Here is a 13,405-nt window from a genome sequence, read left to right as displayed (position 1 = left end):
GGTCTGTTTGCTCTCATAATAATAGGTGGTTGACCGCGCCCTTTTCCTTCGTCCGCTCCAAACTTCTGCGTTTGCAAATGACCGCTTCATAGCCGTTACCTTACCGGTGTCGCTGCCGACATCTGGAATCCAATGGACACGAGCTCCGAGCAGGTGCCGGGAAGCATCATTAATGCACCCGGACTAAGCTGATAGTCCGCCTCCACCAGCATTTCCCGATAGCTCTCGGGGAGTGCCGAAGACATCATCTTCAGCTTGCGGGCGTGCTCGTCCTCAAGCGGCGTGTCCGGCAATATCCCCTTCCAGCGGCGCGGTTCCGTGATCGGCTGGCTCATCAGATGATCGGAAATAAAGATATTCTCCACAAGCACATTGCCGTCCGGAACACTCATGCTCATGATCCGGCGTGCGATCGGCTCCGGATCCTCGCCTGTTGAAACACCGTCGGTCATATGGCACACGAGCGGTGCTGGGCAATCCTGCATATTCGGAATTTCCATCTGCAATATTTTCTCTGCTTGTGAAAAAGCCTTTGCCGAATCGGAGAACCGCTTCGGCGTCAAATCCGGCAGGGAGCCGATGGCCGCAATTTCATCGATGCCTTTGATGCCGCCCAGCAAATCGTATACATCATCGCTGTATGCCAGGATCGCAATCCGGTAACGCGGCGTAAGCCGGTTCCCCTTCGTTGAACGGAATACCATCTGCCGGATGGCTAGAGACAAAGCTTCATAAACGACGTCGATCCGCCTCTTGTCCTCCATGAGCATATTCATCGATGCGCTGATATCGATCAGGTATATAATGAGCGCGGGCGTGCGCTGTGATGCTTGTATGGTATAGTTCATCGCGAAACCTTCACCCCTGCTAATTCTTCAGTTAATGTTTCCTACAGCTTAGGTATCCAGAAGCTGTCGTCCTCTAAGAACTTGTTCAAATTGTTGCGGCGGCTGATCATACTGCCAACCGTCCGGTTATAAGCAGCATCCTTGTTGTACAGGGTCATGAACTGACGGGCGAAGTTTTTGGCGCGGTCCTTATTACCCGCGACCTGCGCATTATACGCTTTGTTGTATAACGCCACCAGCTCCACAATATTTTGGGAGCGCTGCTTCTGCAGCTGTTCCGCCCGAGCAGCTTGCTCTCTTGCTTTTCGTTCCGCCTCAGCCTGGGCAGCCGCTTTGGCAGCGGCCTCCTCCTGCGCGGCTTTTCTCTTCTTCTCTTCCAGCTGAGCAAGATAGGCTTCGTATTTCGCCTGTTTATCGTACTTTTCCTGAAGCTCCTGCTTCTTTTTCTTCTCCTCCAGCGATGTGAGGTAGGCCTCATACTTTGCCTGCCTCTCGTATTTGGCCTGAAGCTCCGCTTTTTCTTTGGCTTTGCGGGCTTCTTCCGCCTTCTTCGCGGCTTCTTCCGCCCTCTTGGCTTCTTCTGCCTTCTTCGCTTCTTCCGCGGCCTTTTTCGCTTCTTCGGCCTTCCGAGCTTCCTCGGCTTTCTTCGCCGCTTCCTCTTCCTGCTGCTTGCGTGCAGCTTCCGCCTGTTCCTTGGCCTGCTGCTCGGCCAGACGCTGAGCCTCAAGCTGCTTGCTCTCCGCCTTCTCCGCCAGGATCTGGTTAACCGTCAAGGCCGACCCGGCCAGGATAACAATCGCCGCAGCCGCGGAGATCATGAACTTGCGGGAGGTCAGCAGCGCCTTTAGCCCTTTTTTACCAGGGTCCTCCGGAGGAAACAGCTCCTTCTCCAGACCTGCGATCGCTGCAGCAAGCTCCACCTCAAGCGGACTGTCCTTCTTAACAAAATGATAGGCCGAACGAAATATTTCGAGCGCCCCGGACAAATTGCCCGCAGCCTCCAAGTCCCGGGCCTGATGAAACAGGCGGGAAACCACATTGTCGTTAACTTCCCGGGTTCCAGGCTGGATGCCCAGCGATTCCATCAATTCAGCAGGCACTTCTGCAGGACTTCCGGAAGGCGATTCGGCTGGCTTTTCTTGCGTATTCGTATCTGCAACCTCAACGGCCGCAGCAGCCGGCGGGGCTTCCTGCACCTCCTCCTCGCTTACGGAGGACAAGGCGATCAGCCACTCGCCGAACGTCGGGCAGCTGCTCAGGTCCTGGCTGTCCCAAGCTCTGCCGAACAGGTCGGCGATCCGGGAGCCCCAGCGTTGACCGAGCGATTTTTTCAACAGGAAATATCGCTCGCACGGCGTCTGCATTTCATGCTGGTCGAAGTAACTTTCGCCCCAGGCACGGTTGACGATCGCCGGATCGCTCCATCCCAGCATCTCCGCGATAATGACAGCGCCTGCGAACCGGTCCGCATACGCGCTCCACAAACCGCTGTGCACCGTCCGGTGAGCGGCATAACCCGGGGACCCTGCAAGCAGGACGTCCGGGCGGTCCATCTTGGGGCTGTACATTTGCTCCACGTCCACAAGCTCTACGGCGGCTGCTCCTTCCGGCAGCTTCACTTCCGAAAAAAACGGAAGCATGACATTAGGCGCAGACAGATCACAATGCGCCAATCCGCGCTGCTCCATGCTTGAGCCGATAGCGGCCAGCGCCTTGGCAAGCATAAGACTTTCAGAACGCCCGATATTCCGCTGATCACTGATCACATCGAACCAGGTGCATCCATGGACCCAGGGCATAATGACCGCATACAGCAAATCAGGGTATTCTGCTATCAAATCTCCGTTTCTTTCGGGAGTGAGCACCTCACGGTTGCATACCCGCAAACCCGGCATTTCTTGATAGCTGCCCAGATGCTCGGATTGATATACCATCGCGGGAATTCTGAATTTAGGAAAAAAGACTTTGAGCGCTTTGGCTTGATAAATCTCACCGTCAACAGGAATCAGCTGGTATACAATTCCCTGCCTTCCTGCTTGGGCATAGGCTACGCCGGGAGCGGCAGGATGCTGTCCTACCGTATAGGCCGTACCATTGATTACGATTCCGTCGCCAGGGTTAGGCTGAAAAGTCACGAACAATCACCCTCTCTTAAACACCATCACCCGCCTTCTGAAGGCGGGTTTCACTATATAAAGATCCTGGATTGCAAGAAAACCGGGCTGTCTGGCACCCGGTTTATCTGCCCTATGAATCTATTATAAAACAAAAGATCCTTGTATGGATTAACGAGATTCGTCAGCCATACGGAATTTCTGAGCGATCGCTCTCAGCTCGTTGCTGATGCTGTCAAGAGTCTGAACAAAGGATTGCATCAGACGGCTTGCTTCCTGGAATTCTTGGAAGAAGCGCTGCTTTGTCATACCGTCCCATTGTCCTTCCATTCCGTTGATGGATTGGGTCAGACTGTTAACGATCTGCTGACTTTGCTCACCGCTCTGCTTAAATTGATTTGCTACTTGTTCTACCTGTTCTGGCGTAATTAAAATACGACCTGCCATGTATGTAACCTCCTTGAAATTCAATTTCTGGTGACACTTGACATCTTAGCCTACAGGCCTAGGTTTATCAAAATGTCCTCAGACCTAATTTCCAGTTACCCTATACGTCCCAAGTTGAAACCTAATCTTTATCCGTTCGTCCTAAGTTTTGGAAATCAATTGGCTATGCTGAGGGAAGAAGGATCGGTAAAAGTCCAGCTTTGACCTGCCAGTGCGGCCTGCTTCACCGAATTCCCCTTCTCTTCGCTCGTCATCCCGACAGCGGCTGCCACCGAGCTCGGATTCGAAATGACCGAGACCGAGCTATGCTCGGGCAGTATGGAGACACGGTCTTCCATACCGGAAGCAGAGAACAGCGCCGTAGGGGATACCGTGATGATCGCATGCTCCAAAATGCTGTGGTACTGGTGATCCGTTTCTTGAAATTGATCCGCTTTGTTTTGAAGATGCTTGCCCAGCTGAACTAGAAGGGCTCCCAGATGCTCCCCCAGCTTCTGGGCAGACTGCCACTCATCGATAACCGCCGCTTTGAGAGAAGTTTCCCATATCAGCGAATTCATCGCCTGACCCAATCTTCTCGTCATCGCAAAGTATTCTTCGCCACTGAGTTGCAGCTGACGGCTTAACGTCCGGAGTGATTCCGGCTCGACAGAAATACGCATTGGTCCTCACCTTTCATACGGGCTCTGTTACTGTTTCAGCCACATGAGAAGCATATGACGAAACTGCTCTTTGGTTGCTGGCGCTGCGGTAAGCCAGTCCTGGTCTCCCTCCAGGCTCATTCGCAGAAGCCAATTCATGGACTCATTCACAATAAACGCTGCATTTTGACTCTCCCAGCTGGTTCCGTTCCAAATCGACAGCTGGAGCTCCCCCGAGGAAATTTTGTTCTTCATGCATTTGGCCAGTGCGATCGATCCTTCCGCATCATCGGTTAACCGGGCCAGCCGATCACCGATTTCTTCCCCGCTGTGCAGGGGTGCCGAGGTATAGATGTCGCCGAACTCCTTCCGGCTTAACAGGAGTGCGGGGATATCTCCCCAGTTGTGATCGCTGAGCGCAAGATCCTCGACCAACTGATCACAAGCCTGTTCAATCGTACCGAGCTCGCTAAGCATATAACACCGGTTGTCTTCGCTGCTTCTGCACACTTGTATTACTCGTTCGTCGGTAACATGCAGATATCCTTCAAATGACTTAACCTGAGTTTCGTATTTCAACCAGCATGCACGCTCCGCAAGTCCCGCAATAGCAACTCTCGAAAACACTTCAGGAGGAATTGACAATTCCCCGCCCTCTTCTTGTATCAAGTATTGCTTGCTTAACAAAGATTGTTTGGCATTTTCCCATTCCTCTGCAATTTCTTCGGTTAAGTACCCGACAAAGGGATCCTCAACGCCAAGCAATCTGTCCGATCCGATAATTCCAGCCAAGAAGAAAAATTCCTTATCGTTCAGAGTGATTGTTTCTTGTTTGGAAGCATGAATTGTCAACATTATGAGCCACCTCCCCTCAAACTACAACATGCCATCGGTCGCGAATTTCTGAGACCCATCTCTGGGCATTCCACTCTTCATGAAACGGAATTGCGCCTTTTATTCTGGAAAATTTGCGTTTTACATAGTACCCTTGTCCCGGAGGAAGAATCTTTAGTCCTCCAGGACTATTCGCAGATTCGGAAAAAGGAATTCTAAAGAAGGATAAATCGTTCGAATCCAGGGTTCCGAATAAAAACCCATTTTGCGCCGCTTTTATATCGGTAAACCAGTCGACGCCGTATGTCGGAAAGTCAGCAGGCACGCCGGCCACGATAACATGGACATTCCGGTCCCGCCCTTGCCTTACAATGGCTGACAACTGATCCTTCAAAGTAAAATCGTTAAGCTGCTTGCTCAGCACGTCGGCATCGTCAATAAGAAGCACGATGGCTGGATCTTCGCTGTCCTTGGACCTGCCCTGAATCCGCTCATGCAGGCCGGAGATCACGGAAGCAAGCTCCTCTTCATTCTCGGCATGACCGCGGACATGCGGCAGATGATTCAACCGGCTCAGGCCGCTGCTCCCGTACCGTGTATCCACGGTATATATTTCGAGAGCCTCCGGCGGCGTATAGTAGGCAAGCGCCAGCATCCAGCTGAGCAGGAATGAAGTTTTGCCGCCCTCCATCGGACTTGCGACGATGAAATGAGGTCCGTCCGATAGGTTGATCGTAAATGGCGACAAGTCGTCCGTTGCAACGCCGACCGGAACCTCATATGGATCCATCCCGCCGCGTTCGAACGGCTCGTCCACCTTCAGCAGCTGATGGAGCGGGATCTGTTCCGGCAGGGATTCAATCGGAGGTGCTTCCTCGCCTTGCCAGGACTTCGCGATGTCACGGATGAGCTGGCGAAGCGCCGAAGAGCGGTCTCCCTCCTCCTGTCCCGGAGCCGGCAGAGCCGTCTGGAATTCCAGCGGCGGAACCTGGCCTTTCACAAGCCCCCTGCCTGGCGGAAGCTGGCTTGGCGCTTTCGCCGGCCGGCCTACGGCATAGTAATAATCAGCCGGATCGGCCAGTTCGTAAGAAACCGCATGGGCAATATTGCTCCGCACCTTTTCGAACATATCCGACACCCGGTTTGCCGTCATAACAAACGTAATGCCAAGACTGCCGCCTTCACGCAGCAAATACTCGAGCATATCGTTCTCTTCCGTGTACGTATTGCGGAAATTCAAATACCCGTCGATGACAACGATCAGCTGAGGCACGGGCTCGGACGACGCTCTGCGGTATGCAGCGACCGTCTTCACCCCGGCTTCCGCGATCATATCCTTGCGCTGACCCGCGATTTTGGCAAGATAACGGAACAGGCGTTTAATCCGGTCCTCTTCCTCCGCCGTCATAACCGCACCGACATGAGGCAGCACGGTGAAGTCCCGCATCATACGGCCCATGTCGACAACGTAGCCATGCCAATCGTCAGGCGTATAGCGCCGAGCCAGCGACATCAGCATCGTCTGAATAAAGGTGGTCTTCCCAAGTCCAGGCATGCCGTATACGGCCCAATGCCCCTGCTCCAAATTGAGGACCAGCGGACGCTGGCATTGATTAGGTAAATCGTCCACCGTTCCTACATAAGACTCAAGCGGTCTGCGGCCAATCGCTGCGCCCAGCATCGGCTCCTCCACGTCAGCCATGACCGTGTCGAGGTCCAGAGTCTCAGGCAGCGGGGGCAGCCATGGGCCCTGCAGCCGTTCAATTCCTTGCCGCTCGGCCACTTGGGCCAAATGGTCGATAAATACTTGGAGCTGCTTCGGCTGCTCCTGTTGAGCTCCCGCGCTGTGTTCGGAAGCAAGCAGCGGTTCGGTTTTTCCGTTCAGGCGCACCTCGCGGATCACGATCGCGCCATCGGAGTCCATCTCCTCTACATAAGGAGCACCGCTCCAAGCGAATTGCATCTCCTCGAATACCTCGTCGCTTCCGACCTGAAAATACCCCCGACCCGGCTTGTTGATCCAGGCTGCGTTCGGTATTTTCAGCATATCCCGGCTGTCCCCCTCGCTTTGAACACGGAGACAGATACGGAAACGGGAGTTGCTCCAGATTTTGTCATCCACGACACCTGCCGGCTTCTGGGTCGCAAGAATCAGATGGACGCCGAGCGTCCGCCCGATCGCAGCGATACTGATAAGCTCGTCCATGAATTCAGGCTGATCCTTCTTTAATTGCGCGAATTCGTCAATAATGATGACCAGATGCGGCAGCGGTTCGCCCGGACGGTTGCGGAGATGCTTATAATATTCGTCGATATGCTGGAGATTGCCCGCATCATTTAATATTTTCTGACGCCGCACCAGCTCGGCCTTAAGAGATACCTTTGCGCGCTCGATCAGATTGTTGTCCAGATTCGTAATGGTACCCACGACATGCGGCAGGTTCACGAACGTATTGGACATGCCCCCGCCCTTGTAGTCGATCAGCATGAACGCAAGATCATGCGGGTGGAATTCAGCGGCCAGCGAAGCCACGATCGATTGAATGACCTCACTCTTCCCCGACCCTGTCGTTCCGGCAATCAATCCGTGGGGCCCATGTCCCTGACGCTCTATTTTATCATGAAGATTCAAATTAATCTTCTTGCCTCCGGCGCGGACGCCCATTGGAACCGGCAGCGTGTCCGGGTAGCGGTTTTGCTGCCAGCGACGGTAAACATCGAAATCCCCGATGCACTGAATGTCCATCATTTCAAACAGAGGCAGGATGCTCGGAATATCCGATGCAGAGGAGCGCTTCAGCCGGATAGGCGCCATATAACGCGCCAAGGCCTCCATCTGTTCACGGCTGATATGATGGGGCTGGAAGGCTTGACGGGACACCGTGCCGTCCGGTTTCTTCACCGTATATTCCGCTTGGTCGCGTCCCACCTCCACGATCAGCTGGCAGTGCATCGGCAGGCTTTCCTTGCGGTCGGACAGGACAATCGTTACCGCATCGATGGCTTCGCCATCCTCCATGAGCAATGGCAAAAGCGGCTCTTCCTCGATAAGGTGAGTGCCGGACAAAATGACGACATAGGCCGGTGTCACGATCGACTTGTTACCGTATTCAGACCGATTGTTCTTGCGGCGATGCAGCTGCGTGAAGATTTCGTCGGCCAGCTGGTGGGCGCTGCTCCGGCGGTCCGCCAAATAGCGGCTTGACCGGTCATCGTCCCATGTATGCGGAAGCCACCGCAGCCATTGCCACTCGGTGGACTCCTTTTCTTCATAAAAGGCTGCAATTTTCACTTCATCAGGTGAGTGCCTTACAGCTGACTGTGCCATAAGAACCCTCAGCATGTTCAAGACCTGGTCTCTTCCTCCTACGATTCCGATCACCTTCGACTCGAATAACGGAAGCGCGATCGAAGCATCCTCGACGGTTTGAAACTCGGAGGCCAAGCCTTCTGCAGCTTCAATCAGCGGGTCTTTGTCATACCCGTCGGCACGGGGCGTCTTGACCCGGATGCGGAACGGCACTTGCCCTTTGCCGGCGCACACTTCAAGAAAATCCGAATCCTCCGGGGAACGCTCCCACAGATTGCTGCTGCGGTTCTTCACAACGTGAAAGCACACGTCGGGATCGCCGTGAATATCGAACAGCGTCTCAACCTGTTCTTTCTGCTGCTCCTTAAGCTCCTCGCGATGGAGCTCGAGCTGGGCCCGATACTTCTGATTGCGCTCCTCAAGCTTCTTCTGATACGACTTCTTGTTGCTCAGGTACATAAAGAACGGAAGGGTATATGAGGTCAGCATCATCATAATGGACAGCACGATATAAGGACTCCCAGCCCCCATTTTCCCACTCATGCTGATATATACATAGAATCCGATCGTCGCAGCCGTCATTATGATCGGAATTATGATCGAGATCAAGGAGAAGGAAGGCTTGCTGGGCTCGGACGGCGGCCTCAAAATCTCCATGTCTTCATCGGGTAAAGCCGGTTTAATACGCGGCGAACGTTGATATAACACGTTCATATGTCACTTTCCTCCTAATCGAGAGCATCTGGTAGGTTCATTAATTATGTATGTTGTTGATCTAGCATGTTTCAACCAAAACCAAGGGGTTATTTACCCAAATTCAGCCTTCTTGAAACAACGATCTTCTGCCATAGACGGGCGCCTCCTCCGTGGTGGTGGAATATGCCCGCTGCAGGCGGATGTAAGAACCTTCTCTCAACCCTGCCTCGACAAGGCTTGAACGGCCTTCAACCTTGAACCACAAGCCTTCAGGAAACTTCGCTTCCAATATATATTGAATTCCGTCCCCCGACGGTCCATGAAACAAACGCAAGCCCAGCAGCTCGACCAGCCGTTCGATGGAGCATTCGTCTGGAACATCGATATCAAACCATTCTTCTTCGTTACGCCCGCTGATTACGGTAAGAATCATCCGGTCAACCCTGCCTTTCGAATTCAACATCATTCCTTGAATATTCCATGCGTAAAGCCGAAACACCTATATCATAAGATATAAAAAATAGTTACATTATTGTAACTATATCATTCTGGGGTTCGCTCTGTCAATTTGTGACATAATCCCCATTTCCTATTTTTGGGTGGTTATGCATGCTCCCTATGAACTAATTGTGTATCAATTATAATGGATTTCCGCCTCCAATGGGGCCAGATCGGACTGTTCACAAAACTGTCAATCTCATAAAATTGATGCTGATTAATTCTATGAATTTAAGGTTATTTTAAGATTGGCAAATTATAATGCAAATATCATGAAATAAGTTTTCGTGAGGTGATTGATATGAGAACACTGATTATGTTCCAAAACAGACCGGTTCCCGTCTATTTTACGACAGATAGCAAGCAGCCGGTACAGAAGGTGCTTAAACTGCTGACTAGCGCCCTTGACAATAAAATCCGCAATGGAAAAAAAGCGCTGAAAAAATGCCTCAACTCCCTCATCAGCATTGAGATCGAAGGATCCGAGGCAATTCTTCACAGCAAAAGTGAAAACGACTCTCTTGCGCTATCCCTCTTTTAAGAGGGGTAGCCCCTTTTTTTCTTCTATTATAACCTCAAATGGCGCTCCTCCGCCATCTGTGCTCTCTGAATTCGAATTTGAAACAGTTTGACAAGGTTCATTCTCGTTGTCTTCTCTTTGCAGCTCGCCAGCTTCATGAGGATAAAACGATCGATTGACATACAACCCATCCCTCCATGATTGATTTGGAACAACGAACGTTTGCAATTATGCCCTGTTAACTTCTATTAACCCCGCATTTTCAAGCTCAAACGGCTTTTTCCGCTTAAAACAAAGCTTCCCAGGGTTCGACCGTTTTTGACTTTGATCATATTCAGCCTATTTTTTGATCAGTATCTTGCATTATTCAGTACCTAATGATATCTTATTGTTGTCAGCTACTGAACAATAATCACTACCGATGGGCATCACAGACATTCATTCAATAGAAAGGAGGCTCTATTCGCATGGATGTGAGCGTCCAATTCAAAAAAGGAGTTCTCGAGCTCTGCGTCCTTGTGCTCATCAACCGCAAGGATCAATACGGCTATGAGCTGGCGCAGGCCGTTTCGCGGCACATCGAGGTGGCCGAAGGCGCCCTCTACCCGCTGCTTCGCCGCCTTGTGAATGAAGGCTATTGCACGACCTATCTTCAGGAATCCAGCGAGGGGCCGCCCCGTAAATATTACAGGCTTACCGACAGCGGAGTGAATTATATGGAGGCTATGGTGAAGGAATGGAAGGCTTTTGTGAGTAATGTGACCAATCTGATCGAGGAAGGAAATTAGTATGACAAGACAACAGTTCATTTCGATTTTGGAATCTCGGCTAGCCGCACTCCCTCCCGATGAACGGCGGGAGCTGATTCAAGACGTGGAATCCCACTTTATATTCGGCTTGCAGAACGGCCGCACCGAAGAGGAGATTGCCCGCGAGCTTGGCGATCCGTTTGAAATTGCGCGGGATGCGCTTAGCGGCGGATATATTGAAGATATCGGGCTGCCTTCGGCAGCAAGGAAGAAACCAACGTCCATTGGAAAAATAGCCGCTTGCACCGGCCTCGTTTTCTGCGGCATGATTGCGTATCCGCTCATTGCCGCCCTGTGGTCGTTTGGGATAGCCGTTGCAACCTTGGTGCTTGCATGCTTGGTCAGCCCGGCGCTTGTGCTTGTGGAATATATCATCAACGGCAGCTTTTATCCGGCTAAATTGTTTCTGTCGGTATCCCTGGTCGGTGTCGGCATCCTGCTTGTGTATGGCGCTCGTTCAATCTTTCGGTGGCTCTCCTGTCTTACCCGGGGCTACTCAAGCTGGAATGTCCGGGTGATGAAAGGAAGTGACATGCGATGATCAAGAAATTACTATTTGCCTTCGCGGCGGTACTGATCCTCATTGGCATCGCCGGGATGGCCGTAAACAAATTCAAATTCGGCGAGGATCTGGTTGCCTACGAGAAACGATGGGAGCTTGAAGACACTGAAGCACTCAAGCAGTTCAGGCTTTCCAGCGGGTTCGCGACGGAGATCGCATTTGAAACAAGCAGCGATAATACCAGTTCCATTTCATTTGAAGGAACGATTAAGCAAGAGCATGCGGATATCCTTAATGCTTTCGATCCGGCAGGCTCCGAAATCGATCTCGATTTGACTACGCCTCAGGCCATCGAGTTTCTGGGCGTCAACTTCCGGTTCCCCAAAGGGAAGCTGACGGTCTCTCTCCCCGCTGACAAGGAGCTTGAAGAACTGATGGTATCCTCATTATCGAACAACATCCGCTTGAATGGCGCCTCATCCAAGCGAATCGACATCTCACTGACTTCAGGCGATATCGTTCTGAATCAGGTGAACGCCGAGCAGCTTATGATCGAGAACATATCCGGAGACATCAAGGGCACTGGAATACAGGCAGCAACCTCCATCACGAATCGAACGGGCAACATCCGGTTGAAAGATCTGGAAGGTCCCGCCGACGTCAGCCTGACTTCAGGCGATATCCATTTGGGACTGATTGGAAGCTCTCCCGTCAGCATTATATGCAGATCAGGCGATGTAAACGTTCGGCCGGATGCATCATTCAGGGGCGTCTATGAACTGACGACTCGCTCCGGGTCTGTGGATGCCCCGGATTCTCCAGGGGAAACGAACGATACGATTCATGTGGAAACTCATTCCGGAGACATTCGCATTCTCCAGTAGGCGTCATTGACAAACAATATAAAGGTAATATACTATACTTTATAAAGTCAAACTACAACAAGGAGAGTTTTCATACATGTCAAACGTACTATTCATCAAAGCCAACAACAGAGCTATCGATCAATCGGTAAGCGTGAAGATGTACCACGAGTTTTTGGACGCCTACAAGGCGAATCATCCGGAGGACCAAATTACGGAGCTTGACCTTTTCGCCGAGAATCTTCCATACTATGACAGCACCGCCATCAACGGGATGTTCAAGGCTTCCCGCGGAATCGAGGCAACGCCGGAAGAACAAGCTGCTGCTGCCAATGTTACGAAATATATCGATCAATTTCTCGCCGCTGACAAAATCGTGTTTGCCTTCCCGCTGTGGAATATGACCGTGCCTGCCGTGCTGCATACTTATATCGACTACTTGAACCAGGCTGGCAAAACATTTAAATATACGCCGGGAGGTGTCGTAGGACTTGTGACAGGCAAGAAAGTAGTCCTGCTTAACGCACGCGGCGGCAACTATTCCGAAGGGCCGATGGCCGCTGCCGAAATGGCTGTGAACTTCGTGATCCGCAACCTTCGCCAATGGGGCGTGCAGGATATCGAAACCCTCATCATCGAGGGTCATAACCAATTCCCTCAAGAAGCGGAAGCTATCGTTCAATCCGGCTTGGAGCTCGTGAAAAAAGCGGCTGCCGGCTTCTAAACGAACTTATACCTTTATAACATTCCCTTACTATATAACGGAAACCACCTTCATTAGGCGCGTCTTGCCATGAAGGTGGTTTTTTTCGCATAATCCCGCCATGCCCAGCCGCTTCACATGAACGGGAAATGCTGTGCTGTGCATGACCCAGATGCTGTTTGTTATGCTGTTTAGCACCCTACACCTCTTCCCACTTGGTCCAGCGCTCCCGAGGATTTCGCACATACATTTCCCTGTCCCTGCTCATGTACTCATGAATGATGAATTCGCGGCGGATCGTGGCAAAATCCTCATGATACGTTTGAATATAAGCATTGATTTCCTTCTCGGGATAGACTCTCCCTTCTTCCAGCTGCTCGACAAGATGCTCCAAAATAACCAGCTTCTTCTTGTATTGCGCCGGGATGTGCCGGAGCCTCCCTTCGCGGGTCATGAAGTTGTTGATGACGGAAGCCTTATATGCTTCGTTCGTTGATGATTTCATTTCCTTCCCCTCCTCATTCATTGATAATGAATTTAACAAATACTAAATTTAATATTCATCTAATTTAATATTAATCTAATTTGTTTTGTTTTTCAACCCTCAATCCGCCCTCGCC

At 51.5% G+C, this 13,405-nt stretch carries 14 protein-coding genes; 5 read left to right on the top strand and 9 right to left on the bottom strand.

Translation table 11 applies throughout. The features are described from left to right. Window positions 1-95 precede the first annotated feature (95 nt). The 7 genes from NSQ46_RS11840 to NSQ46_RS11810 all read right to left on the bottom strand — a co-directional run bounded on the left by NSQ46_RS11840 (window position 96) and on the right by NSQ46_RS11810 (window position 9,323). Window positions 96-848: a vWA domain-containing protein gene (locus NSQ46_RS11840; RefSeq protein ID WP_007128625.1), complete on the bottom strand. Its 753-nt coding sequence runs from the start codon at window positions 846-848 to the stop codon at window positions 96-98. Between the two features lie 41 nt (window positions 849-889). After that, window positions 890-2,983: a serine/threonine-protein kinase gene (locus NSQ46_RS11835; protein WP_210095106.1), complete on the bottom strand. Its 2,094-nt coding sequence runs from the start codon at window positions 2,981-2,983 to the stop codon at window positions 890-892. Window positions 2,984-3,133: 150 nt separating this feature from the next. After that, entirely contained in the window at window positions 3,134-3,409 is a 276-nt protein-coding gene (locus tag NSQ46_RS11830; RefSeq protein WP_007128627.1) for a WXG100 family type VII secretion target, read from the bottom strand. A 155-nt stretch (window positions 3,410-3,564) separates the two neighbouring features. After that, window positions 3,565-4,071, bottom strand: coding sequence for a hypothetical protein (locus tag NSQ46_RS11825; RefSeq protein ID WP_007128628.1), 507 nt, complete (start codon window positions 4,069-4,071; stop codon window positions 3,565-3,567). Between the two features lie 27 nt (window positions 4,072-4,098). Next, the gene (locus NSQ46_RS11820) at window positions 4,099-4,905 is read right to left on the bottom strand and encodes a hypothetical protein (protein ID WP_007128629.1); all 807 of its coding nucleotides are present in this window, start codon (window positions 4,903-4,905) and stop codon (window positions 4,099-4,101) included. Window positions 4,906-4,921: 16 nt separating this feature from the next. Further along, window positions 4,922-8,908 (bottom strand): type VII secretion protein EssC, encoded by a 3,987-nt coding sequence (gene essC, locus NSQ46_RS11815; protein WP_342576790.1) that lies wholly within the window; start codon window positions 8,906-8,908, stop codon window positions 4,922-4,924. 103 nt (window positions 8,909-9,011) lie between these two features. Beyond that, window positions 9,012-9,323: a hypothetical protein gene (locus tag NSQ46_RS11810; protein ID WP_007128631.1), complete on the bottom strand. Its 312-nt coding sequence runs from the start codon at window positions 9,321-9,323 to the stop codon at window positions 9,012-9,014. Window positions 9,324-9,689: 366 nt separating this feature from the next. Between NSQ46_RS11810 and NSQ46_RS11805 the strand changes: the two genes are divergently transcribed. After that, window positions 9,690-9,929, top strand: a complete 240-nt coding sequence (locus tag NSQ46_RS11805) for a hypothetical protein (RefSeq protein WP_007128632.1) — start codon at window positions 9,690-9,692, stop codon at window positions 9,927-9,929. A gap of 26 nt (window positions 9,930-9,955) precedes the next feature. Here NSQ46_RS11805 and NSQ46_RS11800 read toward each other — a convergent pair whose 3' ends face one another. Beyond that, window positions 9,956-10,090, bottom strand: a complete 135-nt coding sequence (locus NSQ46_RS11800) for a hypothetical protein (RefSeq protein WP_007128633.1) — start codon at window positions 10,088-10,090, stop codon at window positions 9,956-9,958. A gap of 285 nt (window positions 10,091-10,375) precedes the next feature. On the opposite strand from NSQ46_RS11800, the gene NSQ46_RS11795 reads away from it, so the two are divergent. From NSQ46_RS11795 to NSQ46_RS11780, 4 genes are all read left to right on the top strand, one after another. After that, complete coding sequence (locus NSQ46_RS11795; RefSeq protein WP_007128634.1) at window positions 10,376-10,696, top strand: PadR family transcriptional regulator; 321 nt, start codon at window positions 10,376-10,378, stop codon at window positions 10,694-10,696. Between the two features lies 1 nt (window position 10,697). Continuing rightward, on the top strand, window positions 10,698-11,258 hold the full coding sequence (locus tag NSQ46_RS11790; protein WP_210095107.1) for a DUF1700 domain-containing protein: 561 nt from the start codon (window positions 10,698-10,700) through the stop codon (window positions 11,256-11,258). Continuing rightward, window positions 11,255-12,103 carry a DUF4097 family beta strand repeat-containing protein gene (locus NSQ46_RS11785; RefSeq protein WP_007128636.1) on the top strand — a complete coding sequence of 283 codons (849 nt, stop codon included), beginning with the start codon at window positions 11,255-11,257 and terminating at the stop codon, window positions 12,101-12,103. Before NSQ46_RS11790 ends, NSQ46_RS11785 begins: the two co-directional genes overlap by 4 nt. Window positions 12,104-12,179: 76 nt before the next feature. Further along, entirely contained in the window at window positions 12,180-12,806 is a 627-nt protein-coding gene (locus NSQ46_RS11780) for an FMN-dependent NADH-azoreductase (protein ID WP_342576789.1), read from the top strand. Between the two features lie 178 nt (window positions 12,807-12,984). Here NSQ46_RS11780 and NSQ46_RS11775 read toward each other — a convergent pair whose 3' ends face one another. Next, window positions 12,985-13,290: a DUF2087 domain-containing protein gene (locus tag NSQ46_RS11775; protein ID WP_007128638.1), complete on the bottom strand. Its 306-nt coding sequence runs from the start codon at window positions 13,288-13,290 to the stop codon at window positions 12,985-12,987. Window positions 13,291-13,405 lie beyond the last annotated feature (115 nt).

Source organism: Paenibacillus sp. FSL M8-0142 (assembly GCF_038597315.1).
GTDB lineage: Bacteria > Bacillota > Bacilli > Paenibacillales > Paenibacillaceae > Paenibacillus_AQ > Paenibacillus_AQ lactis.
Note: the sequence above shows the minus strand (reverse complement) of the source record. Positions and strands in the feature narration are given on the sequence as shown.